This is a genomic window from Pseudomonas anguilliseptica, assembly GCF_900105355.1.
GTDB classification, from domain to species: Bacteria; Pseudomonadota; Gammaproteobacteria; order Pseudomonadales; family Pseudomonadaceae; genus Aquipseudomonas; species Aquipseudomonas anguilliseptica.
Genome location: NZ_FNSC01000002.1, coordinates 137,881 through 163,485, shown reverse-complemented (window position 1 = coordinate 163,485; position 25,605 = coordinate 137,881). Strand labels below are relative to the sequence as shown.

At 59.9% G+C, this 25,605-nt stretch carries 25 protein-coding genes and 4 pseudogenes; 17 read left to right on the top strand and 12 right to left on the bottom strand.

Translation table 11 applies throughout. The annotated features are described in order from the left end of the window. Positions 1 to 7 precede the first annotated feature (7 nt). Positions 8 to 824 (bottom strand): annotated as a pseudogene (locus tag BLW24_RS25225) (EamA family transporter). Between the two features lie 272 nt (positions 825 to 1,096). Between BLW24_RS25225 and BLW24_RS25220 the strand changes: the two are divergent. From BLW24_RS25220 to BLW24_RS25200, 5 genes are all read left to right on the top strand, one after another. Further along, positions 1,097 to 1,798, top strand: coding sequence for a YebC/PmpR family DNA-binding transcriptional regulator (locus tag BLW24_RS25220; RefSeq protein ID WP_090387959.1), 702 nt, complete (start codon positions 1,097 to 1,099; stop codon positions 1,796 to 1,798). A gap of 190 nt (positions 1,799 to 1,988) precedes the next feature. Beyond that, positions 1,989 to 2,603 carry a putative periplasmic lipoprotein gene (locus BLW24_RS25215; RefSeq protein ID WP_244161307.1) on the top strand — a complete coding sequence of 205 codons (615 nt, stop codon included), beginning with the start codon at positions 1,989 to 1,991 and terminating at the stop codon, positions 2,601 to 2,603. 203 nt (positions 2,604 to 2,806) lie between these two features. After that, positions 2,807 to 3,133 (top strand): DUF2025 family protein, encoded by a 327-nt coding sequence (locus BLW24_RS25210; protein WP_090387988.1) that lies wholly within the window; start codon positions 2,807 to 2,809, stop codon positions 3,131 to 3,133. A 124-nt stretch (positions 3,134 to 3,257) separates the two neighbouring features. Continuing rightward, positions 3,258 to 5,000, top strand: a complete 1,743-nt coding sequence (locus BLW24_RS25205) for an N-acyl-D-amino-acid deacylase family protein (RefSeq protein ID WP_090387958.1) — start codon at positions 3,258 to 3,260, stop codon at positions 4,998 to 5,000. Positions 5,001 to 5,116: 116 nt separating this feature from the next. Then, entirely contained in the window at positions 5,117 to 6,004 is an 888-nt protein-coding gene (locus BLW24_RS25200) for a type 2 periplasmic-binding domain-containing protein (RefSeq protein ID WP_208600248.1), read from the top strand. On the opposite strand, the gene BLW24_RS25195 is transcribed toward BLW24_RS25200, so the two are convergent. From BLW24_RS25195 to BLW24_RS25180, 4 genes are all read right to left on the bottom strand, one after another. Beyond that, a complete protein-coding gene (locus BLW24_RS25195; protein WP_420875051.1) occupies positions 5,982 to 7,304 on the bottom strand; it encodes a phospholipase C/P1 nuclease family protein in 1,323 nt (440 codons plus the stop codon). The genes BLW24_RS25200 and BLW24_RS25195 overlap by 23 nt on opposite strands. A gap of 128 nt (positions 7,305 to 7,432) precedes the next feature. After that, positions 7,433 to 8,293, bottom strand: coding sequence for an FHA domain-containing protein (locus tag BLW24_RS25190; RefSeq protein WP_090387957.1), 861 nt, complete (start codon positions 8,291 to 8,293; stop codon positions 7,433 to 7,435). Between the two features lie 115 nt (positions 8,294 to 8,408). Continuing rightward, the gene (locus tag BLW24_RS25185; protein ID WP_090387956.1) at positions 8,409 to 9,899 is read right to left on the bottom strand and encodes a serine/threonine-protein kinase; all 1,491 of its coding nucleotides are present in this window, start codon (positions 9,897 to 9,899) and stop codon (positions 8,409 to 8,411) included. Positions 9,900 to 9,922: 23 nt separating this feature from the next. Beyond that, positions 9,923 to 10,696 carry a PP2C family protein-serine/threonine phosphatase gene (locus BLW24_RS25180; protein ID WP_090387955.1) on the bottom strand — a complete coding sequence of 258 codons (774 nt, stop codon included), beginning with the start codon at positions 10,694 to 10,696 and terminating at the stop codon, positions 9,923 to 9,925. Between the two features lie 219 nt (positions 10,697 to 10,915). On the opposite strand from BLW24_RS25180, the gene BLW24_RS25175 reads away from it, so the two are divergent. The 8 genes from BLW24_RS25175 to BLW24_RS25145 all read left to right on the top strand — a co-directional run bounded on the left by BLW24_RS25175 (position 10,916) and on the right by BLW24_RS25145 (position 16,052). Beyond that, positions 10,916 to 11,350, top strand: coding sequence for a GNAT family N-acetyltransferase (locus tag BLW24_RS25175; RefSeq protein ID WP_090387954.1), 435 nt, complete (start codon positions 10,916 to 10,918; stop codon positions 11,348 to 11,350). A gap of 130 nt (positions 11,351 to 11,480) precedes the next feature. Then, on the top strand, positions 11,481 to 12,116 hold the full coding sequence (locus BLW24_RS26770) for a GGDEF domain-containing protein (RefSeq protein WP_244161306.1): 636 nt from the start codon (positions 11,481 to 11,483) through the stop codon (positions 12,114 to 12,116). Then, positions 12,116 to 12,517, top strand: coding sequence for a GGDEF domain-containing protein (locus tag BLW24_RS26765; protein WP_244161305.1), 402 nt, complete (start codon positions 12,116 to 12,118; stop codon positions 12,515 to 12,517). Before BLW24_RS26770 ends, BLW24_RS26765 begins: the two co-directional genes overlap by 1 nt. A 120-nt stretch (positions 12,518 to 12,637) precedes the next feature. Further along, the gene (gene msrB, locus BLW24_RS25165; RefSeq protein ID WP_090387953.1) at positions 12,638 to 13,153 is read left to right on the top strand and encodes a peptide-methionine (R)-S-oxide reductase MsrB; all 516 of its coding nucleotides are present in this window, start codon (positions 12,638 to 12,640) and stop codon (positions 13,151 to 13,153) included. A gap of 2 nt (positions 13,154 to 13,155) precedes the next feature. Further along, positions 13,156 to 13,818: a peptide-methionine (S)-S-oxide reductase MsrA gene (gene msrA / locus BLW24_RS25160; protein WP_090387952.1), complete on the top strand. Its 663-nt coding sequence runs from the start codon at positions 13,156 to 13,158 to the stop codon at positions 13,816 to 13,818. 128 nt (positions 13,819 to 13,946) lie between these two features. Further along, entirely contained in the window at positions 13,947 to 14,927 is a 981-nt protein-coding gene (locus BLW24_RS25155) for an IS5 family transposase (protein ID WP_090375425.1), read from the top strand. A gap of 278 nt (positions 14,928 to 15,205) precedes the next feature. Then, on the top strand, positions 15,206 to 15,496 hold the full coding sequence (locus tag BLW24_RS25150; RefSeq protein ID WP_090387951.1) for a hypothetical protein: 291 nt from the start codon (positions 15,206 to 15,208) through the stop codon (positions 15,494 to 15,496). Positions 15,497 to 15,584: 88 nt separating this feature from the next. Continuing rightward, complete coding sequence (locus BLW24_RS25145; protein WP_090387950.1) at positions 15,585 to 16,052, top strand: GNAT family N-acetyltransferase; 468 nt, start codon at positions 15,585 to 15,587, stop codon at positions 16,050 to 16,052. Between the two features lie 284 nt (positions 16,053 to 16,336). Here the strand turns inward: BLW24_RS25145 and BLW24_RS25140 are convergent. Then, positions 16,337 to 16,750 (bottom strand): annotated as a pseudogene (locus BLW24_RS25140) (transposase); the annotation flags it as partial. A gap of 47 nt (positions 16,751 to 16,797) precedes the next feature. On the opposite strand from BLW24_RS25140, the gene tnpB (BLW24_RS25135) reads away from it, so the two are divergent. From tnpB (BLW24_RS25135) to tnpC (BLW24_RS25125), 3 genes are read left to right on the top strand one after another with little or no spacing between them, the layout of a single operon-like run. Beyond that, the gene (gene tnpB / locus BLW24_RS25135) at positions 16,798 to 16,968 is read left to right on the top strand and encodes an IS66 family insertion sequence element accessory protein TnpB (protein WP_244161304.1); all 171 of its coding nucleotides are present in this window, start codon (positions 16,798 to 16,800) and stop codon (positions 16,966 to 16,968) included. Between the two features lie 32 nt (positions 16,969 to 17,000). Continuing rightward, positions 17,001 to 17,396 carry an IS66 family insertion sequence element accessory protein TnpB gene (gene tnpB, locus BLW24_RS25130; protein ID WP_244161054.1) on the top strand — a complete coding sequence of 132 codons (396 nt, stop codon included), beginning with the start codon at positions 17,001 to 17,003 and terminating at the stop codon, positions 17,394 to 17,396. Positions 17,397 to 17,414: 18 nt separating this feature from the next. Then, on the top strand, positions 17,415 to 18,971 hold the full coding sequence (gene tnpC, locus BLW24_RS25125) for an IS66 family transposase (RefSeq protein ID WP_090375563.1): 1,557 nt from the start codon (positions 17,415 to 17,417) through the stop codon (positions 18,969 to 18,971). Between the two features lie 207 nt (positions 18,972 to 19,178). On the opposite strand, the pseudogene BLW24_RS25120 reads toward tnpC (BLW24_RS25125), so the two are convergent. Next, positions 19,179 to 19,412 (bottom strand): annotated as a pseudogene (locus tag BLW24_RS25120) (transposase); the annotation flags it as partial. Positions 19,413 to 19,641: 229 nt separating this feature from the next. Here BLW24_RS25120 and BLW24_RS25115 point away from each other — a divergent pair. Continuing rightward, positions 19,642 to 20,282, top strand: a pseudogene (locus BLW24_RS25115) (IS110 family RNA-guided transposase); the annotation flags it as partial. 45 nt (positions 20,283 to 20,327) lie between these two features. Here the strand turns inward: BLW24_RS25115 and tnpC (BLW24_RS25110) are convergent. From tnpC (BLW24_RS25110) to BLW24_RS25090, 5 genes are all read right to left on the bottom strand, one after another. Beyond that, on the bottom strand, positions 20,328 to 21,884 hold the full coding sequence (tnpC, locus tag BLW24_RS25110) for an IS66 family transposase (RefSeq protein ID WP_090387874.1): 1,557 nt from the start codon (positions 21,882 to 21,884) through the stop codon (positions 20,328 to 20,330). Between the two features lie 18 nt (positions 21,885 to 21,902). Then, on the bottom strand, positions 21,903 to 22,298 hold the full coding sequence (gene tnpB, locus BLW24_RS25105; protein WP_244161054.1) for an IS66 family insertion sequence element accessory protein TnpB: 396 nt from the start codon (positions 22,296 to 22,298) through the stop codon (positions 21,903 to 21,905). Between the two features lie 336 nt (positions 22,299 to 22,634). Beyond that, positions 22,635 to 24,191, bottom strand: a complete 1,557-nt coding sequence (gene tnpC / locus BLW24_RS25100; protein WP_090375474.1) for an IS66 family transposase — start codon at positions 24,189 to 24,191, stop codon at positions 22,635 to 22,637. A gap of 18 nt (positions 24,192 to 24,209) precedes the next feature. Beyond that, entirely contained in the window at positions 24,210 to 24,605 is a 396-nt protein-coding gene (gene tnpB, locus BLW24_RS25095; RefSeq protein WP_244161054.1) for an IS66 family insertion sequence element accessory protein TnpB, read from the bottom strand. A gap of 59 nt (positions 24,606 to 24,664) precedes the next feature. After that, complete coding sequence (locus tag BLW24_RS25090; RefSeq protein WP_090387949.1) at positions 24,665 to 25,603, bottom strand: diguanylate cyclase domain-containing protein; 939 nt, start codon at positions 25,601 to 25,603, stop codon at positions 24,665 to 24,667. Positions 25,604 to 25,605 lie beyond the last annotated feature (2 nt).

Below are 25,605 nucleotides of genomic sequence, written 5' to 3'. Positions count from 1 at the left end.
ATAAGGCCTAGGCCCAACGCGCGCGCAAACGCTCCTGTAACCAGCCACCGCAAAAATTCAGCAGCAAGCCAAGCATCACCAGCAGCGCACCGACTAGCTGCAAGCTGCTCAGGCGTTCATCGAGCAGCAATGCCGAAGACGTCAGCCCGACCACCGGCACCAGCAACGAAAACGGCGCCACCTGGCTGGCCGGATAACGCGACAGCAAGCGGCTCCACAGGCCATAGCCGAGAATGGTCGCGCCGAACGCCAGGTAAATCAGCACCAGCAAGGTATCCAGGCTGAATCCGCGCAGCGCTGACTCGATCACCTCGGGGCCTTCCATCAGCCAGGACAGCGCCAAAAACGGCAGCGGCGGCAGCGGCGGCAGCGGCGGCAGCGCAGAGCGTCAGCAGAAAACCGGCCAAGGTCATCAGGCCATTGCCCTGCGAGCCAATCAGCAGCAAACCGCCGGCCGCCACCAGCAACCCAAACAGGTTGGCCAGGCGAAAGCGCTCCCCCAGCAACAGCACGGCAAATAGCAGGGTAAACATCGCCTGTGACTGCAGCACCAGCGATGCCAGACCGGCCGGCATGCCAACGGACATGGCCGAGAAGAGAAAGGCGAACTGCCCCAGCGAGATGGTCACGCCATAGGCCAGCAGCCAGCGCAGCGGAATCTGCGGACGCTTGATAAACAGCACGGCAGGAAAGGCCGCCAGCAGAAAACGTAACGCACCCAGCAGCATCGGCGGCATCTCGTGCAGGCCGATCTTGATCACCACAAAATTCATGCCCCAGACGATGACCACCACCAGGGCCAGCAGTAAATCCTTGGGTTGCATGGGCGCTCCAGACTAATCAATCAGCGCTTATTAAAGCGGCCAGCAGCGCCATAGTGCCCATACAGAGACCCGGCAAATAAGCCGTACAGCACAATACTGATCGGCAGATTGCAGCGCCACAGGTGCCGCCAGCGCCTCGAAGGGCTAGAATCGCAGCCCTTAGAATTCGTTTCGGATCTTGCGCAGCTCGAGCGAGGCCATTTTAAACGCCGTATCGCCGACGCGTAGCAGACCCGAGATCCACCCATCAACCCGCAACGACGAGATAACCCATGGGCGCTCAGTGGAAAGCCAAACCTAAAGAAGCCGCGGCCAACGCCAGAGGCAAGATCTTCGGCCGCCTGGTCAAGGAAATCATGATCGCCGCCCGCAACGGCGCCGATCCGGACCTGAACCCCAAACTGCGCCTGGCCATCCATCAGGCGAAAAAAGCCTCGATGCCCAAGGAAACCCTCGAGCGGGCAATCAAGAAAGGCGCAGGCCTGTTGGGCGACACCGTAACCTTCCACTCCGCCACCTATGAGGGTTTCGCCCCGCATCAGGTGCCCGTGATCATCGAGTGCCTGACCGACAACATCAACCGCACTGTGGCAGAAGTCCGTGTGCTGTTCCGCAAGGGCCAGATGGGCGCTTCCGGCTCGGTGACCTGGGACTTCAACCATGTGGGCATGATCGAAGCCAGCACTGAGAGCGATGCCGACCCGGAAATGGCCGCCATCGAAGCCGGCGCTCAGGATTTCGAGCCGGCTGATGAAGGCAACACCCTGTTTATCACCGAACCAACCGACCTCGACGCCGTGTGCCGCGCGCTGCCGGAACATGGTTTCAGCGTCAACTCGGCGAAGATTGGCTATATCCCGAAAAACCCGGTGAGCAGCCTGAGCGCCGAACAACTGGAAGAGGTCGAAGCCTTCCTCGAAGCGCTCGACGCACACGATGACGTGCAGAACGTCTACGTCGGGCTTTCCGGTTAAACAGAGGCTGACCAGGTCCGCCGCGTAGGACGCGTGGCGGGCCTACGAACGGCGCCGTTCAGTGTGCGCAGTTCGTCGTACTGGCAGATTGGCCACTCCGCGCATCGCACAAAGCGAGTAGAATATGCGTCCGCCGCGCCACCAGCGCTCGGCGTGTACACAAGGACGTTGTCACACAGGAGTTTTTACCGTGCACAAGTTTCTGATTCTGGCCGTCTGCCTGCTGCTTGGCGCCTGCGCCAGCAACCCGCAGACGACCTACCAGCAAGAGGTCATGGCGGGCAAAAGCCCGATGGCCAAGAGCGCCCTGGAAGCCATCCACAACACCCAGGCCATTCCGCTGCCGCTCAACCCTGGCCTGCTGGCGCCGCAATGGCCGATCAGCGCCGATGAACCGCGGCTGGACTTCGGCAGCTCGATCTCCAACTACCGGATCTTTTCCCTGCAGCTGAAAAAGGGCGAGCGCTACACCCTCAATGTGCATTCGCTGTGCAACGAACCGTGCATGGGCGTCAGCAAATATGCCCTGAAGCCGCGCGCCATGCTGTTGGATGCCTACGGCGCGGTGATTGCCGACAAGCCCTCGCACGCCGAAGCCGTGGTCGGGCAGATCAGCCTGAGCTGGGATGGTGAAGCCGCCGAAGACGGTACCTACTACCTACTGGTGGCCGCCGATAACGACGATATCGGTGAAACCATCGTGATCGACGATGTCTGGGTCAACAACTCGCCGCTGATGGCGGTCAAGGTTGATATGCACAGCTCGCCGTTCGGCAAGATCAGCGCATTTTCCAGCACCCGTTAAACCAATACCCGCCTCCCCGTTACCCCAGACAGCACCTGCGTGCTGCCTGAGGTGACCTATTGCCGTGCAACACCCGGAACCACGGCCACAATGCTAGTGGTTCCAAACAGCCCACCCGCGCACTTATTGATCCATCGCAAGATCCTCTGCCCAGAGCGCTTTAGCCTATGCCGATGACTTCCACTGCCATCGACGAGGCTTCCATGAGCATCACCTCTGCCAGCATTTGCGCGGCTGCCGACCAACTGCAGGGTTTTGTTGGTTTCAATGCCAAGACCGGGCGCTATATCGTGCGTTTTTCCGAAGACTCCTTCGGCCTCGACGTACTCGAACAAAGCATCACCCCTACCTGCGAATTCGTCTGGCGCGCCTTTGACGGCGAGCTGATGAACCTCGACCGCACGCGTCTGCAACTGCTGCTGGCACAGAACATCGATGACCGCCTGGCTATCAGCGAACCGCTGCGGGTCTATGTGCGGCGCACCGATATGCCGGAGATCAGCGCCGAGCGTCGTCGCCTTAACGCCTGAGTGGTTAGCGGGTTTACGCGCGCATGGCCGAATAGACCCCAGCTTGTTCACTTACGCCTTCACAGCCGCCGCGCGCAGCAGACTAAGCTCGACTGGCCGATTGCATTCGCTCAGGAGCCTGCCGATGTTCGATGCGCTGATCAAGAACGCGCTGTTTTTCGATGGCAGCGGCGCGCCTGGGGTGCTGCGTCACCTGGGCATCGCCGATGGCAAGCTGGCCTGCATCAGCACCAGCGCCCTGGATGAAAGCGGCTGTGGCCAAGTTATCGATGCGAAAAACCGCTGGGTAACGCCCGGCTTTATCGACATGCACACCCATTACGACGCCGAACTGGTGGCCGCCCCGGCACTCAAGGAATCGGTGCGCCATGGTGTGACCACAGTGATGATCGGCAGCTGCTCGATCAGCATGGTGCTGTCCAGCCCGGAAGACTGCTCGGATCTGTTCACCCGCGTCGAATCAGTGCCGCGCGAGCATGTGTTGCCGCTGCTGCAGGCGCGCAAGACCTGGAACAGCGCCGGCGAGTTCGCCGCCTTTCTCGATCAGCATCCGCTGGGGCCGAATGTCTGCTCCTTCCTCGGCCACTCCGACCTGCGCGTCGCTGTACTCGGCCTTGCGCGCGCGGTCGATGCCCAGGTGCGCCCCAGCGAAAACGAACTGCAGCAGATGGAACGCCTACTGGAAGAGGCGCTGGATGCCGGCCTGCTCGGCCTGTCGAGCATGACCAACCCCTGGGACAAACTCGATGGCGACCGCCAGCGCTCGAAATCCCTGCCCTCGGTGTATGCGCCCTGGGCCGAGTACGCACGGCTGAACAAGATCCTGCGCCGGCGTGGACGCATCCATCAGGGCGCGCCGAACCAGGTGACCAAGCTCAATGTGCTGGCCTTTCTCTGGGACAGCATCGGCGGCTGGTGGCGCAAGCCGCTGAAGACCACCCTGATCACCCTCATGGATGTCAAAGCCGACCCGTGGCTGGCGCCGGTACTTGGCCCACTGACCCGCTGGATCAATCGCCTGACCCATTCCGACTTCCGTTGGCAAACCCTGCCGGTGCCATTCGAAACCTATGCCGACGGCATGGAGTTTGTGGTTTTCGAGGAGTTTCCCGCCGGCCAAGCCGCCCTGCACCTGGCCAACCACGACATGCGCAGTCAACTGTTCCAAGACCCGGCCTACCGCCTGCGCTTTCGCCAGGACGTGGAGAAAAAATTCGGCCCACGGGTCTGGCACCGCGACTTCGACGACGCCTGGATTGTCGATTGCCCGGACGCCAGCGTAGTCGGCAAAAGCGTCGGCGAACTGGCCAAAGCCCGCGACGCACACCCTGCCGATCAGTTCCTCGACCTGCTGGTGGCCCACGGCCCGCGCCTGCGCTGGCGCACGCTGATCGCCAACCATCGCCCCGAGGTGGTGGAAAAACTGGTGTGCGAGCCCAGCACCCTGATCGGCTTTGCCGACTCCGGCGCGCATATCCGCAATATGGCTTTCTACAACTTCGGAGTGCGCCTGCTCAAACTGGTTCGTGACGCCGAGTTACGCGGCCAACCGGTAATGCCGATTGAAACCGCGATCTGGCGCCTGACCGGCGAGCTGGGCGAGTGGTTCGACATTGACACCGGCAGGCTCTACGAAGGCGCTCGTGCCGATCTGGTAATCATCGACCCAAGCGCGCTGGATGAATCCCTGGCCAGCTACCAGGAAGCACCGATGGAGGCCTTCGGCGGCCTGCAGCGCATGGTCAACCGCGGCGCTGCGGTGGAGGCCGTGCTGATCAATGGGCGCATTGCCTTTCAACAGGGCAAATTCGCCAGCGACCTGGGACATGCACGCGGCTACGGACAGTTTCTGCGCAGCAACGCCTAGCCTGGTTTCAGGGCATGCGACCTACGGCATAACGGCGGCGCGCCAGGCTGGCATAATACGCGCCGCACAGCCCGGTCACGTACCCCCGGGCCGGTATTGAAAGGACTCTAACCGAAATGCCCCGCACGCTTTCGCAGGCGGCCTGGCGCTGGCTTTGCGGCCTGCTGCTGGCCAGCCTGCTAACCCCACCACTGCAGGCCGATGACAGCGGCACCCTGCGCTACCCACGCAGGGCTGATGGCGATGAGTTTCGCTCCCTCTATGCCCTGGCGCAGCTGCAACTGGCGCTGGATAAAGCCGGCAGCTCACTGCGGCTGGAGCCTTCGCACTACAGCATGGAGCAGGAACGCGCGCTGGTTAACCTGGAGCACAACGACCGCCTCGACGTGGCCTGGAGCATGACCAGCGTCGAGCGCGAGCAGCGCCTGCTGCCAGTGCGCATTCCGCTGGACAAGGGCCTGTTCGGCTGGCGCATCGCCCTGCTGCCCAAAGACCGTGCGCAGCTGCTGAAAGACGTGCGCACCCTTGAGCAGCTACGCGAGTTCTCTGCCGGCCAGGGCCACGACTGGCCGGACAGTGAAATCCTTCGCAACCATGGTTTGCCGCTCAGGGTTTCGTCCAGTTACGGCAGCCTGTTTCGCATGCTGCAGGCGCAGCGCTTCGACTACTTTCCGCGCTCGGTGATCGAGGTCTGGGATGAGTTGGAGCACCCGCGCGCGAAACAACTGGTCGTTGATCCGCATGTACTGCTGCACTACCCCACGGCAATGTATTTCTTCTTCTCGCGCAAACGTCCGGAACTGGCGGAAACCGTGCGCATCGGCATGGAGAAAGCGATTGCCGATGGCTCCTTCGAGCGGCTGTTCCAGCAGCACTTTGCCGCCAGCCTGCAACGCGCGCGACTCGACCAGCGTCAGCTGATCGAACTGCATAATCCACTGCTACCCAACGCCACGCCCTTGCAACGGCGCGAGCTGTGGTTCACGGCGCCACCGGTACGCTAGGCGCAGGCTGCGCCAGGGTGGTTTGCACCACATTGCGAGTGTGCGCACCGAAGCGCTTGAACAGCTCCACCAGCAACTGCTCCAGCAGCGGATCTGCTTGCGCCTGAGCCAACTGATTACCACCGCTGAAACCCGGAGCCGCCGCCGGCTTGCGCGCCATCCACTGGCCAATCAACTCGTCAAAGGCATCGGCACTGACATAGGACTCGGCCGCCACCACCTGTTGTGCGTAGTCCACCGAATAGGCTGGATAGCTGTCCTGGGGGTTCTGCGTATAGGCCTGCAACAGGGGCGAGGCCGCCTGCTCGTCCATCAGTTGCTGCATACGCTCGAGCTGATATTCCTCGATCGCCGTATGCCGATCCGCCACGCGGGCAATCGCCGCCAGACGATCTTCGGGATAACCAGCTGCACCTTTAAGGGCGATCAGCATCAGCTCTGCCGTGGCAAAGCCCGGTACGGTCTTGGCGTGGTAAGGCTGGGTCAGATCCTGCATGTAGTGCAGCGCCCAGCCGAGAAAACGGTACCCCCAGTAATCATGCCCGCTTTCCAGGGCCAGCCGTGCCAGACCGGTGTACTGGTAGATGCGCCAATGCGGCAGGGTACGGCGCAGATAAGGCGCGGCCTGCAGCACCAGCTCCGGCTCGTGGTAATAGCCAATATGGAATGGTGCCTGGGAGGAATACTCGAAGCGCGCATCGCCAAAGGGCTGCGCGCCGAAGTTGTAGTGCGCGCCGACTTCGCCCGGGTTGTCGCTGAACAGGTTGATGTCGTGGCCATAGTCCGGCTCATCGGCGGCACTGCTCAGCACTTGCACAGCGCTCACGTCATCACCCGGCTGCAAGGCCAGGTAGCGCCAGTGGCTCCAGGGGCCGATTTTGCGAAACACCAGCACTTGCTCGGCAGCCAAACGCGGCCGACCGTCATCGGCCTGCCCTGGCAACTGCTGAACGAAACCGGCCAGGCGAATCTGCGGATTGACCCGTAGCGCCTGCAGAAACGCACTGCGCCTGTCAGCCGCAGTTGCGCTCGCAGCGCTAAAACGCAAGGCATCCGGACGCGCCGGATAGTCCGGAAAATGCGCGCGGGCAAAGGCTTCCTGCTGATCCAACAACTGCTCGATGGCCGGCGCCTGTGCGTCGAGAAAAGCCTCCAGCGGCTCGTAACTCAAGGTGCGCTGCAGCTCCGGCACGGCCTGCAACGCCAACTGACTACCCAGCGAATGATTCGACCAGGCCAGCGCGCTTAACGGCTGGCACACCAGACAACAGGCAGATAGCAACAGGAGCAATGGCTTCACGGAGACTCCGACAACAGATGGCAGTGCAAAGAGGCGTAGCCTAACGCCAAAGCAGCCATCTAGCACTGTCGTATCAAGTCAGCCCATTCACTAATCGAGCAGCACGTTGCCTGCCCAACAAGAGCGGGCTAAAGCGCAAACACCGCAGCCGCCACCAACAGCCCAATCACCAGCAGCAACGCCAGAGCCAGCAGGGGTTTGTTCAGGCCGCTGGGCGCACTGACGGGAGCCGCCGCAGCGCGTATGGGGTTGGCCTGAGCGGCCGTGCGCAGCGGGTTGGTCTGGCTGCTCGGCGAGCTGGACAGGGCTGCCGACTTGAGTGGTTTGGGCAGGTCCACCGCACGCATAAACAGCGTGGCATCTTCATCCTCACTCGGCGCCACAGTACTTTTCGGGCCGATCACCAGCAGGCTTACCGAGCCCATCTTCAGCTGGTCGCCAGGTTGCAATACCGCCGTCGAAACCTTCTGCTGGTTGACCAGCAGGCCATTAGCCGAGGCCAGATCCTTGACCTCCAGCACGTCATCCTTGAGGTAGAACTCGCAGTGCCGACGCGACAATTCCTGATCACTGAAGCACAGCTCGCACTTCACCGAGCGGCCAAAGGTCATGGAGCCGTTGATATGGAATTTCTTGCCTTCGTGCTCGCCCTGAATCACCTGCAGATACCAGCGTGCGGCCTGCTCGGCCTTGGTCTTGCTGCGCGCCGGGTCGACCAGCAGCAGCTCTACAGAACCCAGACGCACGCGGTCGTCGGCGCGCAGCTGAAAGCGCGTTTTGATCCGTTCGTCATTGACGAAGGAGCCGCTCGGGCTGCCGACATCGGTCAGGTAGTAGAAGCCATGGTCCTGGCGGATTTCCGCATGAAACGGAGCAATACTCGGGTCCACCAACACCAGGCTGTTGCGGCTGTCCTGGCCAATGGTGAAACGCTCGTCGACCAGCCAAATTGGCGCCTGACGATTATCACTGAAGTGAATTCTGAGCATCTGCGTACTCCGGCAAAATCAGTTAGCCACAGCTCGGCCTCAACTGCCGACGCTACGAGCGAGGCGCGCATGCTGCCTGCCAATTAGCCCGGTAGCAATACGCCAGCATGACGACTCAATCAAATAAGTTGTTCCATAGCCGCTTGACCGGGTTAACCGGTGCCGCCGCAGGCCGCCGCCGGGGCGTCTGGGTCAAGCGCACACGCTGCTCGTGACCATCCAGCAGCTGCAACAACTGCTCGTTGGCCGGCTCAACTTCCAGGCCCTGCTGCACCAGCGCCAAAGCCTGGGCAAACTCGCGGCGCTTGTAGGCGTCCTCACTTTGCTCGATATAACGCTGCGCCACCCGGTTGATCCCGGCCAGAGCCAGCAGGTTGTCCGGCTCCCAGGCCAGCACCTGGCGGAAGTAGTGAGTGGCACTGTCATCTTCCGGCAGCAGCAATTGCTGATCAGCCAGGCGTTGTTCGGCAAGTTGCAGGTACTGATTGATCCGCGCCTGCAACACCCGCGCCAGGCCATCCAGAGCCGCAGGGTTATCCGCATCCAACGCCAGCACCTGGCGGAACAGGTAATCGGCATTGTCCTGCGGCGGCTCCAGCAGGTTACCGTTTTGCAGGCGCAGCTCGGCACGCGCCAGGTAGTCGCTGATCTGCTTCTGCTGATACAGGTAATAACCGCCGCCGGCCGCGCCAGCCAGCAATACGATGCCGGCCAGCAGCGAGACCCACAGCGTACTGCGCGCAGTTTTACCTCTGGCCGGTTTGCCCATGCTGAGCGCGGGGGCGATGCGCGTGCTGTCCGGGTCATCGCGGGTGAGTTCATCGAGGCTGGCCAGCAACACCTTGCAGTCGGCAAAGCGCTCATCCGGCTCTTTCGCCAGCATGCGCTCGAGCAGCCACTGGTAGTTCTGCAAATGCGCCGGCAGTTGCGGCACGTCCATCTGCAGGTGGTTCATCACGGTCTGGGTGTAGTTGGCGGCGCGATAGGGATTACTACCAGTGAGCATCTCCAGCAGGATCACCCCCAGGCTGTAGATATCACTGCGCGCATCCAGGGCCTGGCACTGCGCCTGCTCAGGGCTGCTGTAGGACGGACTGCCAACGGCGATGCCAAACTGGGTCAGGTCATGGTCCAGTTCGACTTCCTTGGCCACACCGAAATCGGTGATTACCGCCGTGCCGTCGCTGCGAAAGAGGATATTGGCCGGTTTGATATCGCGGTGTACCAGACCTTTGTCATGCACCACGGCCAGGCCGCTGGCCACCTGCTGAACGATACGCAGCGCGCGCGGCAGATCGAACACTTCGCCCTTGTGCTGCGCCAGATCGCCGCCTGGGATGAATTCCATGGTCAGGTAGTGGCGACCATCGGCGAGCTGGTCGATGTCATAGATGGTGATGATCGAGGGGTGATGCAGGGACGCCACGATGTGGCCTTCCTTGAGAAAGCGCTGACTGAACGCCTGATCATCCGCGCTCAGCAATACCTTGATCGCCACCTTGCGCTGCAGCGACGCCTGGGTGGCCAGGTAAACCTCGGCCATGCCGCCTTTACCCAGGCGGCCATGCACTTGATAACCGGGGATCTCGAGCAATTGTTCAGTCATGGGAGTCAGTGCACACCGGCAGGTTAGGGCTTGCGAGAGGTAAACAGACGGCTGAGCAAACCACGCGGTTTGGCCTCAACACTGGGCGCAGCTGCATCAAGGCCGAGCACGATACAGGAGATATTGTCCTTGCCACCCATTGCGTTGGCCTGCGCCAGCAGCTGCTCCACCAGCTCATCGAGGGTCTGGGCGTTGCTGCACAGCTGCTGGATTTGCGCATCTTCCAGCTCACCAGTCAGTCCGTCGCTACACAGCAGCAGCAACTCATGCTCACTGAGCGAGCCTTGCAACATGCCAACCTGCAACGGCTGATCATCACGACCCAGGCACTGCAGAATGACATTACGCTGCGGATGGCTACGCGCCACCTCGACGCTCATCTGCCCGGCATCGATCATTGTCTGTACCCAGCTGTGGTCGTGGGTCAGGCGCTCGATATGCCCGGCGCTGACCCGATAGGCGCGGCTGTCGCCGACCCAGGCAATGCTGAACGCGGCGCCAGCAAAGCGTGCCGCCACCAGGGTCGTGCCCATACCACGCTGCTCATCGGCGCGCGCCACGCTGAGAATCGCCCGATTGGCCGCATGCACCGCGTCGAGCAGTTCCTGGCCTTCGGCGCAGGCAGTCTGCAGCGCTTGCAACGCCAAGGCGCTGGCCACTTCGCCACATTGATGGCCGCCCATGCCGTCGGCAATCGCCCACAAATTCAGCTGCGAGCAACACAACAGAGCATCTTCATTGTGCCCACGCACCCGCCCAGGCACGCTCTGGCCGGCATAAATCAGCGCTTGTTCCATCAACGTCTCGACTCAGGGGGTCAACAGTCGCACAGCAAGCAGGCTGTACACGGCGTAATGCGCCCATGATGCGGCGGCACGCTCAGGCTGTCACCGCCAGCCAGCGACTTTGCCGGTGAACTGTTAACCAGTCGAACCCAGATCCGCAAGGGCGTAGACTCGTCGCACCCGCCAAGCGCCTGCTCAGGCGTTCAATCAGCCGCGCAACGACAATCTGCAATGCACTACCGCCTACTCCCCGCCCCGCTCAAACCACTTGCCGACAAGTTCTACCGCAGCCAACGCTCAGCCATGCGTGCCACTACCGGCGCACAGCTGTGGGTGGCAGAAGATCGGGAAATCGTCGCCGCGCTCTGCCTACAGCAGGTCGCACACGGACATTGGTTAACCAGCCTGCTGGTCGATACACGCTGGCGCAGGCAAGGCGTGGCACGCCAGTTGATCGCAACCGCGCTGGCCGACTGCACCACACCGGTCTGGCTGTTCTGCCATCCGCAGCTCAGCGACTTCTATCTGCGCCTGGGCTTTGCCCCCTGCCCCGAGCTGCCTCAGCCATTGGCTGAACGCCTGGCCCGCTATCAGCGCAACAAAAGCCTGCAGGCATTCTTCTGCGTGCCTTGCCCAAGCCTTGCGGCACAAGGGCTGAAACCCTAATACCAGATAATCAGGGTTCCATTCGGCAGATAGTGGCCCATGCTGGCACTTTGCTGAATTTTACTATTGCCATCGCCAGGGCAAGCTCTGCATGCTTAGCTCATAACAATGATAACAATGGCCTTTACCTATGCGCATATCGCGGCTGCTCAGGCGCCTGCGTAACGACTTCCAACTGTCCATCATTACCTTGATGGGCCTGTTTGGCGTAATTGGTATTACCCCTTATGCCGTTTACCGGCTAGCAACCGGTAACTACCTGGTAGGCTCCGCCGACACCGTAATTGTGGTTTCCACCGTGCTCGCGGTGCTCTATGCCTGGCGCACTGGTGACACCGTCAAACCCGGCATCTATCTGGCCAGCATCTTCTCTTTCGGCTCGACCCTGATCGCCATCAATCTGGGCGTCAACGGCCTGTTCTGGATCTACCCGCTGATCCTCTTCAACTTTTTTATGGTGTCGCCCACCAAGGCCTTGATTGCCACCATTCTGGTGATCACAACCCTGGTTGGTTATGGCCAGCTGAACCCTGGAGCAGTGTTCGAAAGCGACTACCAGATGGTTTCATTCCTGGTCACCAGCATGATGGCCAGCATCCTCAGCTTCGTCTTTGCCTACCGCACCAGCAGCCAGCGCGACCAGCTGCAACAACTGGCCATCCACGACCCGCTGACCGGCGCCCGTAACCGCCGGGCGATGAATGAAGAGCTGAAGATCGCTGCCTCCATCTACCGCCGCACGGCAACAGTTACGGCGTGCTGGTGATGGACCTGGATCATTTCAAACGGATCAACGACAACCATGGCCATCAGGCCGGCGACCAGGTGCTGGTGGACTTCGTGAAACTGATCAAAAGCTCCTCGCGCAAGGAAGACCGGCTGTTCCGCTTCGGCGGCGAGGAGTTCCTCCTACTGCTGCCCAACACCGAGCGCGCCGGCCTGCTGGCAGCCGCACAACATTTGCAGCAGCAAGTGGCGCAGCATCTGCACGGGCCTGGCGGGGTGGTAACCATGTCGATCGGCGGTGCCATCCTGCGCCGCGATGAGCACTGGGAAAGCATGCTGCAGCGTGCCGACGAACGCCTGTATCGCGCCAAGAATGCCGGGCGTAACTGCATCATCATTGATGACGGTGTCGACACCACCAGCAGCCTACCTGTCGCCTGAGCCGTGCGGTTTATCTTTGCTTACAACTTACCGCGAGGAAATTCGCGCGCGCAGCCGGCACGCCTGTAACAACTCGGCGTTGCCTCTGTCTATTGGCCACACCTCATACAGAGCACTGCCATGAAAAGACGCTCCTTGCTCAAGGGAATGGCCCTGTTGCCAACCCTGCCCCTGCTCGGTCACGTTCCGCTCAGCCTGGCGCAAACCATCGCCAGCAGCGTGACGCCGCTGAATAAACCCCACAGTGACTGGCGTGATCTGCTGACGCCCGAAGCCTATGCCGTGCTCTTCGAAGAAGACACCGAAGCCCCCGGCAGCAGCCCGCTGAATCAGGAGAAGCGCTACGGCACCTACATTTGTGCCGCCTGCTACCTGCCGCTGTTCGCCAGCCAGGACAAATATGAAAGCGGCACTGGCTGGCCCAGCTTTACCCAGCCGATTGCCGGCCATATGGGCACCAAGCGCGACTTCAAGCTGTTCTTCCCGCGCACCGAATATCACTGTGCACGCTGCGGCGGTCATCAGGGCCATGTCTTCGACGACGGCCCGAAACCACGCGGCGAACGCTGGTGTAACAACGGCGTGGCCTTGCGTTTTATCCCCGAAGGCGAAGCCTTACCTGAGCTGCGGAGCTGAACATGACTGCCATCCCCTCTACCTGGCGCAGCCGTTTGCTGGCCAGCAGCATCCTCGCTCTGGGCGGCCTGCTGGCTGCCTGTGAACCCACCGCGGCACAGGCGCCGCAGCCACAAGTCGGTGCGTCAACGGTGGAAAACCCTGGCGTGGCGATCTTTGCCGGTGGCTGCTTCTGGTGCACCGAATCAGATTTCGACAAAGTGCCCGGAGTGATTGAAACCACCTCCGGCTATATCGGCGGACATGTCGACAACCCCACCTACGAGCAAGTCTCTGCCGGCACCAGTGGGCATATCGAAGCGGTGCAGGTGCGCTTCGACCCGAGCAAGACCAGCTACGCCAAGCTGCTGGAAGCCTTCTGGCCCACCATTGACCCAATCACTGCCAATGCTCAGTTCTGCGACCGTGGCCCGCAGTACCGCAGCGCGATCTTCTACAGCAGCGCCGAAGAACAGCAACTGGCCGAAGCCTCCAAGGCCGCCCTGGAGAAGTCCGGGCGCCTACCGGCCCCGGTGGTCACGGAAATCCTCGCCGCCAGCACCTTCTACCCGGCGGAGGACTATCACCAGGACTACTACCAACGTAATCCGCTGCGCTACAACTACTACCGCAACGGCTGCGGTCGTGATCAACGCCTGGAAAAACTCTGGGGCAAGAAGCAGTAAAACGCGCTCATCAGCTGGCCATCGTGCCAGCTGATGACGCTGTATTCAGCCGCTGATACCTAGGGAAACTCTGAATAAGACTTCCTGATTTTGGCAAAATGCCCGGACGCCACCCGCCGAGTTTTCCGATGAAGCAAATGACCTTCGCCGATGCCGAGTACGCCGGCAAACGCAAGCAGACCCGCAAAGAGTTGTTCCTGATCGAGATGGATCGGGTGGTGCCGTGGAAGGGTTTGATCGCACTGATCGAACCGTATTACCCCAAGGGTGAAGGCGGTCGGCCGGCCTATCCGCTGATGGCGATGCTACGTGTGCACCTGATGCAGAACTGGTTCGGCTACAGCGACCCGGCGATGGAAGAAGCGCTGTACGAGACCACTATCCTGCGGCAGTTCGCCGGGCTGAGTCTGGAACGTATCCCCGACGAAACCACCATCCTCAACTTCCGTCGTCTGCTGGAGAAACATGAGTTGGCTGCCGGCATCCTGGCCGTCATCAATGGCTATCTTGGCGACCGTGGCCTGTCGTTGCGCCAAGGCACCATCGTCGATGCCACGCTGATCAATGCGCCGAGTTCGACCAAGAACAAGGACGGCAAACGCGACCCAGAGATGCACCAGGCCAAGAAGGGCAACCAATACTACTTCGGCATGAAGGCGCACATTGGCGTGGATGACGAGTCGGGGCTGGTACACAGCGTGGTAGGCACGGCGGCCAACGTGGCGGATGTCACTCAGGTCGACAAGTTGCTGCACGGCGAGGAAAACGTGGTGTGCGCCGATGCGGGTTATACCGGCGTCGAAAAGCGCCCCGAACATGATGGGCGCGAGGTGATCTGGCAGGTTGCTGCCCGCCGCAGCACCTATAAGAAGCTGGGTAAGAGCAGCCCGCTGTACAAAGCCAAACGCAAGATCGAGAAGGCCAAGGCCCAGGTGCGCGCCAAGGTTGAGCACCCGTTCCGGGTGATCAAGCGTCAGTTCAGTTATGTAAAGACACGCTTCCGTGGCTTGGCCAAGAACACGGCGCAACTGGTGACGCTGTTCGCGCTGTCGAACCTGTGGATGGCACGCCGACATTTACTGACCAATGCAGGAGAGGTGCGCCTGTAATGCGGGAAATGGCTGCCGCGAGCTACTCGCGGCGGCTAAAAACACAGAAATGAATGGGTAATCTGATCGTTTTTGATCGATTTGCCGCTTTCAAAATCGGCGGGGCTGAAGTCAGCCAGAAATACATGGCTACTTCAGACCATCCTTAACCAAACGTTAGCAATCGTCGAGGAACTAACGCTGTACCATTTTGTCGAACCTAGCCGTGAACCGCCCGCCGTTCTCGGTGCGCTTCACTTTGAAGATCCAAAAACCATAAAAATCATAAGGAGTAAACGATGATCACAAGAATTGCCCTCGCTATTACAGCAATAATCGCACTCGCTGGAACTGTCGCATTGTCGGTGAGTGCCGACCAGCCTAGCAGGACCATTCAGTCATGTGCGTCATTACTTCCAAGCGGACACACGTTTGACCTGAAAATCACCGGCACAATTGATACAACCAAACCTAATCAGATGTTCAACGGAGGCTTCGACTTAACCGTCGGCGGTACGAGGCCAGGAGACCCCGCAATGCAAGCCGCGGTTAAGCCGTTTGTTGAATGCGCTAAGGCACTTATCAAATAACGATTGCTAACAAATCGCTGCAGCCGACACCGGTGCGGCTGAGCTCAGACGTTAGATCTCCAACCAAGAGATAAATGTGGAGACCCTGATGAAAGTTGCATACAGGATAGCAACGCCTGACGATACGGCCGAATGCATCGCCTTGAGAGAAAAGACGAGAGAAAATGCTTTCTCTGTCGAACAATTGGAAGAGCTCGGTATTACTTTAGATAGCTGGAAAGCAGGAATTAGCGATGGCTCCTTACCGGGTTACGTTAGTGTTTGTGAAGGGAAGATTATTGGCTATTGCTTCGGTGATAGCCACGCTGGAGAAATTGTTGTTTTGGCACTATTACCAGAATATGAAAATAAAGGTGTTGGCAAAGTACTACTAAATCAAATGATTGAGTCTTTCCAGCCTTTAGGATTCGAAAGACTTTTCCTCGGATGCTCATCCGATCCAAAAGCTCGTTCATATGGTTTTTATAGGCACCTAGGCTGGCGCTCCACTGGTCTATTTGATGATGCGGGCGATGAGATACTTGAATACTTTCCTAATAATAAAGTGAAGTTATAATTGGCACCGTCTAACAAGTGGTATATGGACTCTCCCCACAAGTAGTGAGCAAAGCTTTGCTTTTGCACCTGTCGTCAGCGCGGTTGCATTCGTATATCCGGCCTGTTTTGGGCTCACCGCCCTGGCCACTCTGTAGTTCGCGCAGCGGGGGCCAAGCGTTCAATCGATCACGCGGATCATGATTATTATCGGCCTTATTCCGCTGCAGGACTCGCCTGTTCCGACAGTGCTGCTGCTCACCACAACCACAAGAAAACCATCTCTCCCTTCTGATTACCCCGCCGTCAGGCGGGCTTTAGGCTTTGCCAGTTACCACTGAAACGCCGCTCATGGCACCATACGGCCCAGCAAATCCTGACCAACTTGTTGGCCAGGGCTACAGCCGCTTTGTTGTGGCCGATACGGGCTGCCGTCTCGACGGCCCAGCGTTGCAATTGGGTCAGTTTTTCCGGTGAGCGAGCCTGACAGCGCTGTGCTGCCAGCAAGGCCGCTCGCGAGCCGTGGATTAACAAGGTGCGCACATAGACGTTGCCCTGTCGGCTGATGTGACCCAACTTGCGCCGGTCGCCGCTACTGAATTCGCGTGGTGTCAGGCCCAGCCAGGCGCTGAGTTGACGACCACTGGCAAAGCGCTCGGGCTTGCCGACTGCGTTTTTCAGGGCGCTGGCGGTCAGCAGGCCAATACCGCTGACTTCATCGTAAGCGCTCCATAAACCTCATCTACAAATGATCCGCAGGCCAGCCAATGCTGAGTTCCAATTTCTTTCTGGAGCCAGCCGTCATGATGCGCCCCGACGCCAAAGTCGAAAAAGTCTATCTATACCCCAAGCCGGTGGATTTCCGAAAATCCATCGATGGCCTGGCCGCCCTGGTCGAGCTGGATATCAAGGTGGCGGTGTTCGTAAGCGCTCCATAAACCTCATCTACAAATGATCCGCAGGCCAGCCAATGCTGAGCTCCAATTTCTTTCTGGAGCCAGCCGTCATGATGCGCCCCGACGCCAAAGTCGAAAAAGTCTATCTATACCCCAAGCCGGTGGATTTCCGAAAATCCATCGATGGCCTGGCCGCCCTGGTCGAGCTGGATATCAAGGTGGCGGTGTTCGACCCGGTGCTGTTCGTCTTCCTCAACCGCGCGCGCAGCCGGGTGAAGATTTTGTATTGGGAGCGCAACGGCTTTTGCCTGTGGCTCAAGCGATTGGAGGCTGAACGCTTCAAGTCGCATCCGGAACCTGGCGAAGATGCGATCGTGCTGACGGCCCAGGAGTTGAACTGGTTGTTGGACGGTATCGACCTGTGGCGCAACCGGCCGCACCAGGTTTTGACCCCTAGGTTCGTCACCTGAGCCGGTATAATCCACGGCATGATTTCTGTGCCCGAAACCCTTCCTGATGACCCCGCCGCGCTCAAGCAATTGCTCGCTGAGGTGTTGTCGTCGGCGCAGGAATTGGCCAAGGACAAGGATGGGCAGATCGAGCGCCTGCGCGAACAAAACGCGCTGTTGATCCAGCGCCTGTTCGGCCGTAAATCCGAGCAGAGCAGCGACCCGGATTCACCGCAGCTAGAGATGTTCAACGAAGCGGAAAGCCTGGCCGAAGCGGCGGCTGAAGCTCCGGCCGCTGAGGTCGAGGAAGAAGTCGTTGCGCCGACCAAGCGCCGCGGCAAGCGCAAGCCGTTACCGGCCGAACTACCGCGTGTCGAGGTCATCCACGAACTGCCCGAACACGAACTGACCTGCGAATGCGGTTGCCGCAAGCAGGCCATCGGCGAAGAAACCAGCGAGCAGCTGGAAATCATCCCGATGCAGGTTCAGGTGATCCGCCACATTCGCAAGACCTATGCCTGCAAGGCCTGCGAAAGCGCGCCGGTCACCGCTGACAAACCGGCCCAACTGATCGAGAAAAGGCTGGCCAGCCCGAGCGTGCTGGCGATGCTGCTGACCAGCAAATACGCCGACGGCATCCCACTGTATCGCTTCGAAAAGATGCTCAGTCGCCATGGCATCGACATCCCCCGGCAGACCCTGGCGCGCTGGGTGATCCAGTGCGGCGAACTGCTACAACCGTTGCTCAACCTGATGCGCGACAGGCTGCTGGACAGTCCGGTGATCCACTGCGATGAAACCCGCGTGCAGGTGCTCAAGGAGCCTGGGCGCGATCCGAGCAGCCACTCCTGGATGTGGGTGCAGACCGGTGGCCCGCCTGGCAAACCGGTGATCCTCTTCGACTACACAACCAGCCGCGCGCAGGAGGTGCCGCTGCGCCTGCTCGACGGTTATCGCGGCTACCTGATGACCGACGATTACGCCGGCTACAACGCCGTGGCCGCACAACAAGGTGTTGAGCGCCTGGCCTGCTGGGCGCATGCGCGGCGCAAGTTCGTCGAAGCGCAAAAGGTGCAACCGAAGGGCAAAACCGGGCGTGCCGACATCGCGTTGGGGATGATCAACAAGCTCTACGGCATCGAGCGCGAACTTAAGGATGCCAGCGATGAACAGCGCTACCGGGGCCGCCAGCAGCACAGCCTACCGCTCCTCGATCAGCTCAAGACCTGGCTGGAGAAAACCCAGCCGCAGGTCACGGCGCAGAATGCCCTGGGCAAAGCAGTGAACTACCTGGCGAGCAACTGGAGCCGACTCGAACGCTACATCGAGGCTGGCCACCTGCCGATCGATAACAACGCTGCCGAGCGCGCGATCCGGCCCTTCGTCATAGGTCGCAAGAACTGGCTGTTCAGCGACACGCCGAAAGGCGCGACCGCCAGCGCCCAACTCTACAGCCTGGTGGAAACCGCCAAGACCAATGGCCAGGAGCCCTACGCCTGGTTGCGCCATGTCCTCGAACGCCTGCCGCTGGCCAACAGCGTTGAAGCCTACGAAGCGCTGCTGCCTTGGAACTGCCAACCAACGACGCCACTGTAAAACGCAAAACCTCTCCAGAGGGAGGTGGGGTCTATGGAGCGCTTACGAAGGTTCAAGGTGAGGGGCTCAATCTAAGTTCGCGATAAGTATGCATATGCCTGCAGCTTTGCTCAATGCCATCGACATGGCATAGCCACTGATTGGCTCCGATTATTAGTGTGGCCGCTTTCAACCGGTTCTGTTTCGTCTGGTTGGAAAAGAACTGAATCGCCGCTCGGAACGAATGCCATAGCAGTAGCCGACGACCAGCATGCGCACCATCAACTCCGGGTCAATCGAGGGACGCCCGATGGGGCTATAGAAATCCGCCAGGTAGGCACGCAGATCACTGAGATCCAGGCACTGGTCGATGCTGCGCAGGAGGTGTTGGCCCGGGACGTGATCTTCCAGATTGAACGAGTAGAACAGGCGCTGCTGTCCTCCCGGTAACTGTCCCATCATGCTGTTCGCCCCCACGCTCGCTGACAGAGCAATTTTGCCAACGGCATGGGGAGGTCGCTACTTTTTCAACAGAATCGACCCGGAGCAGACGCTCGCTAACGTTTGGTTAAGGGGCGGGCTTTAGCCCGTCCCAGAGAGCGAAGCGAACGATTTGAATGCTGTAATGGACTCTCCCCGCGCCACACTTCTATACCCAGAACCGCGGTGACTGAACAAAGGGAGAGGCGCGATGAAACGAATTGCGGTTGATCTGGCCAAGTCCGTTTACCAAGTTGCCGAGAGTGTCCGTTCCGGCCAGGTGGTGCAGCGCAAGCGGCTGAACCGAGAGGCGTTCAGGCGATATATACAGGAGCAAACTGAGCCGGTCGAGTGGGTGATGGAGGCTTGCGGCACGGCCCATTACTGGGGGCGCGTGGCACAGGCACTGGGCCATTCGATAAAGCTGATCCCCCCGCGCTATGTACGCCCGTATCGACGCCGCAACAAAACCGACCGTAATAACTGTGATGCGATGCTGGAGGCCGCGCGCTGCAAGGATATCTATCCGGTGCCGGTGAAAACCCATGAGCAACAACAGGTGCAGCAACTGCACGGGCTGCGCGAAACCAGGAAGAAAAGCCGTACCCAGCGGATCAACCTGCTGCGCGGCATCCTGCGCGAAGCGGGTATCGAAGCCCCGGTCGCCACCGCCGCGTTTATCCGTGCGGCCCACGAGTTGGTTGAGCGCCCAGAAGTCGCCCCCCCTTGAGCCATCAACTGCATATCGTCCTGGCGGAAATCAACCTGCACGAACAGTGCGTGGCCGAGTGTGAGCAGCAACTCAAACGCTGGCACGCCGACGATGAAGTGGTGCGCAAACTCGATGAAGTGTAAGCGCTCCATAGACCCCACCTCCCTCTGGAGAGGTTTTGCGTTTTACAGTGGCGTCGTTGGTTGGCAGTTCCAAGGCAGCAGCGCTTCGTAGGCTTCAACGCTGTTGGCCAGCGGCAGGCGTTCGAGGACATGGCGCAGCCAGGCGTAGGGCTCCTGGCCATTGGTCTTGGCGGTTTCCACCAGGCTGTAGAGTTGGGCGCTGGCGGTCGCGCCTTTCGGCGTGTCGCTGAACAGCCAGTTCTTGCGACCTATGACGAAGGGCCGGATCGCGCGCTCGGCAGCGTTGTTATCGATCTGCAGGTGGCCAGCCTCGATGTAGCGTTCGAGTCGGCTCCAGTTGCTCGCCAGGTAGTTCACTGCTTTGCCCAGGGCATTCTGCGCCGTGACCTGCGGCTGGGGTTTCTCCAGCCAGGTCTTGAGCTGATCGAGAAGCGGTAGGCTGTGCTGCTGGCGGCCCCGGTAGCGCTGTTCATCGCTGGCATCCTTAAGTTCGCGCTCGATGCCGTAGAGCTTGTTGATCATCCCCAACGCGATGTCGGCACGCCCGGTTTTGCCCTTCGGTTGCACCTTTTGCGCTTCGACGAACTTGCGCCGCGCATGCGCCCAGCAGGCCAGGCGCTCAACACCTTGTTGTGCGGCCACGGCGTTGTAGCCGGCGTAATCGTCGGTCATCAGGTAGCCGCGATAACCGTCGAGCAGGCGCAGCGGCACCTCCTGCGCGCGGCTGGTTGTGTAGTCGAAGAGGATCACCGGTTTGCCAGGCGGGCCACCGGTCTGCACCCACATCCAGGAGTGGCTGCTCGGATCGCGCCCAGGCTCCTTGAGCACCTGCACGCGGGTTTCATCGCAGTGGATCACCGGACTGTCCAGCAGCCTGTCGCGCATCAGGTTGAGCAACGGTTGTAGCAGTTCGCCGCACTGGATCACCCAGCGCGCCAGGGTCTGCCGGGGGATGTCGATGCCATGGCGACTGAGCATCTTTTCGAAGCGATACAGTGGGATGCCGTCGGCGTATTTGCTGGTCAGCAGCATCGCCAGCACGCTCGGGCTGGCCAGCCTTTTCTCGATCAGTTGGGCCGGTTTGTCAGCGGTGACCGGCGCGCTTTCGCAGGCCTTGCAGGCATAGGTCTTGCGAATGTGGCGGATCACCTGAACCTGCATCGGGATGATTTCCAGCTGCTCGCTGGTTTCTTCGCCGATGGCCTGCTTGCGGCAACCGCATTCGCAGGTCAGTTCGTGTTCGGGCAGTTCGTGGATGACCTCGACACGCGGTAGTTCGGCCGGTAACGGCTTGCGCTTGCCGCGGCGCTTGGTCGGCGCAACGACTTCTTCCTCGACCTCAGCGGCCGGAGCTTCAGCCGCCGCTTCGGCCAGGCTTTCCGCTTCGTTGAACATCTCTAGCTGCGGTGAATCCGGGTCGCTGCTCTGCTCGGATTTACGGCCGAACAGGCGCTGGATCAACAGCGCGTTTTGTTCGCGCAGGCGCTCGATCTGCCCATCCTTGTCCTTGGCCAATTCCTGCGCCGACGACAACACCTCAGCGAGCAATTGCTTGAGCGCGGCGGGGTCATCAGGAAGGGTTTCGGGCACAGAAATCATGCCGTGGATTATACCGGCTCAGGTGACGAACCTAGGGGTCAAAACCTGGTGCGGCCGGTTGCGCCACAGGTCGATACCGTCCAACAACCAGTTCAACTCCTGGGCCGTCAGCACGATCGCATCTTCGCCAGGTTCCGGATGCGACTTGAAGCGTTCAGCCTCCAATCGCTTGAGCCACAGGCAAAAGCCGTTGCGCTCCCAATACAAAATCTTCACCCGGCTGCGCGCGCGGTTGAGGAAGACGAACAGCACCGGGTCGAACACCGCCACCTTGATATCCAGCTCGACCAGGGCGGCCAGGCCATCGATGGATTTTCGGAAATCCACCGGCTTGGGGTATAGATAGACTTTTTCGACTTTGGCGTCGGGGCGCATCATGACGGCTGGCTCCAGAAAGAAATTGGAGCTCAGCATTGGCTGGCCTGCGGATCATTTGTAGATGAGGTTTATGGAGCGCTTACGAAGCACTGCGCCTGCTAGCCGCTAAAACTGAACGGGGTGGAGCCTGGTTGAGTTGGGTAGCAGCAGAACTGTATGCCCTCACACCTGCCGCTTATGCGCAGATGGTGCGGCGTGAGTTGCAACGTCTGAGCCGCTAACGCCACAGGTAGAGACACGATGCGGGACAGTTAGAGCACCCGCACCCGGTCTTAATTTGCTGAATTAACAGGTGCTGCGCCTGAAAAGAAGGTGCGGGTTATATCGTAAGCGCTCCATAGACCCCACCTCCCTCTGGAGAGGTTTTGCGTTTTACAGTGGCGTCGTTGGTTGGCAGTTCCAAGGCAGCAGCGCTTCGTAGGCTTCAACGCTGTTGGCCAGCGGCAGGCGTTCGAGGACATGGCGCAACCAGGCGTAGGGCTCCTGGCCATTGGTCTTGGCGGTTTCCACCAGGCTGTAGAGTTGGGCGCTGGCGGTCGCGCCTTTCGGCGTGTCGCTGAACAGCCAGTTCTTGCGACCTATGACGAAGGGCCGGATCGCGCGCTCGGCAGCGTTGTTATCGATCGGCAGGTGGCCAGCCTCGATGTAGCGTTCGAGTCGGCTCCAGTTGCTCGCCAGGTAGTTCACTGCTTTGCCCAGGGCATTCTGCGCCGTGACCTGCGGCTGGGTTTTCTCCAGCCAGGTCTTGAGCTGATCGAGGAGCGGTAGGCTGTGCTGCTGGCGGCCCCGGTAGCGCTGTTCATCGCTGGCATCCTTAAGTTCGCGCTCGATGCCGTAGAGCTTGTTGATCATCCCCAACGCGATGTCGGCACGCCCGGTTTTGCCCTTCGGTTGCACCTTTTGCGCTTCGACGAACTTGCGCCGCGCATGCGCCCAGCAGGCCAGGCGTTCAACACCTTGTTGTGCGGCCACGGCGTTGTAGCCGGCGTAATCGTCGGTCATCAGGTAGCCGCGATAACCGTCGAGCAGGCGCAGCGGCACCTCCTGCGCGCGGCTGGTTGTGTAGTCGAAGAGGATCACCGGTTTGCCAGGCGGGCCACCGGTCTGCACCCACATCCAGGAGTGGCTGCTCGGATCGCGCCCAGGCTCCTTGAGCACCTGCACGCGGGTTTCATCGCAGTGGATCACCGGACTGTCCAGCAGCCTGTCGCGCATCAGGTTGAGCAACGGTTGTAGCAGTTCGCCGCACTGGATCACCCAGCGCGCCAGGGTCTGCCGGGGGATGTCGATGCCATGGCGACTGAGCATCTTTTCGAAGCGATACAGTGGGATGCCGTCGGCGTATTTGCTGGTCAGCAGCATCGCCAGCACGCTCGGGCTGGCCAGGCTTTTCTCGATCAGTTGGGCCGGCTTGTCAGCGGTGACCGGCGCGCTTTCGCAGGCCTTGCAGGCATAGGTCTTGCGAATGTGGCGGATCACCTGAACCTGCATCGGGATGATTTCCAGCTGCTCGCTGGTTTCTTCGCCGATGGCCTGCTTGCGGCAACCGCATTCGCAGGTCAGTTCGTGTTCGGGCAGTTCGTGGATGACCTCGACACGCGGTAGTTCGGCCGGTAACGGCTTGCGCTTGCCGCGGCGCTTGGTCGGCGCAACGACTTCTTCCTCGACCTCAGCGGCCGGAGCTTCAGCCGCCGCTTCGGCCAGGCTTTCCGCTTCGTTGAACATCTCTAGCTGCGGTGAATCCGGGTCGCTGCTCTGCTCGGATTTACGGCCGAACAGGCGCTGGATCAACAGCGCGTTTTGTTCGCGCAGGCGCTCGATCTGCCCATCCTTGTCCTTGGCCAATTCCTGCGCCGACGACAACACCTCAGCGAGCAATTGCTTGAGCGCGGCGGGGTCATCAGGAAGGGTTTCGGGCACAGAAATCATGCCGTGGATTATACCGGCTCAGGTGACGAACCTAGGGGTCAAAACCTGGTGCGGCCGGTTGCGCCACAGGTCGATACCGTCCAACAACCAGTTCAACTCCTGGGCCGTCAGCACGATCGCATCTTCGCCAGGTTCCGGATGCGACTTGAAGCGTTCAGCCTCCAATCGCTTGAGCCACAGGCAAAAGCCGTTGCGCTCCCAATACAAAATCTTCACCCGGCTGCGCGCGCGGTTGAGGAAGACGAACAGCACCGGGTCGAACACCGCCACCTTGATATCCAGCTCGACCAGGGCGGCCAGGCCATCGATGGATTTTCGGAAATCCACCGGCTTGGGGTATAGATAGACTTTTTCGACTTTGGCGTCGGGGCGCATCATGACGGCTGGCTCCAGAAAGAAATTGGAGCTCAGCATTGGCTGGCCTGCGGATCATTTGTAGATGAGGTTTATGGAGCGCTTACGTTATATCGGCCTTACTGCATATCAGCCAGCGAGCACGAACTAACGCGAGCGCGCCCCGCTTGCTTGGCCTGATAGAGCTGCCGATCAGCTTCCGCTACAACCGTTTCGGATGTCGTCCCAGCAGTAGGCACAATAGTCGCAACCCCAAGCGAAACGGTCAGTACCTGATCTACTGCAGAATCTAAGTGCTCAAGCTTGAGTGCCCGCACGGCTGCTTGCATACATTCCGCAATCTTTACGGCATCAATCAGATTGGTTTTGGGCAGCACACAGGCAAACTCTTCGCCGCCATAACGCGCTAATAAATCGTATGGCCGTCTGATAGCACTACCCAGTGCTTTGGCAACAGCCTGCAAGCCAACGTCCCCTTGTAGATGGCCATAACGGTCGTTGTAACGCTTGAAGTGATCAACATCAATCAAGATCACTGACAACGGCGCTTGCTCTCGCTGGCATTGCCGCCAATTAAGAGCCAGCTCTTCATCGAATTTACGTCGATTGGCAACACCTGTCAGACCATCCAAAAGCGCGAAGGAGCGCAAGATGTCAGTTTGCTGTTTAAGCGTCAGATGGGTGTTAACCCGCGCTTTTACAATGACGGGGTTGATCGGTTTGACGATGAAATCCACCGCGCCCAACTCAAAACCGCGCACTTCATCCTGCTCTTCGCCCTGAGCGGTAACAAAGATGATCGGGATGTCGCGTGTTTCTGGATCGTCTTTAAGACGACGGCATACCTCGTGACCGTCCAGCCCATCCATATGCACATCAAGCAGTACTAAATCCGGCAATACGGTGCGGCAGCTCTGCAACGCTTGCTCACCGTCGGTAGCCATAAAAATTTCGCACTCGTCACGAAACAGTTCATACAGCACGAGGATATTAACGCGCTGATCATCCACCAGAAGCAGCTTGGGCTTCTGCCGGGTGGCTTTTAACCAAGTTTGCATCA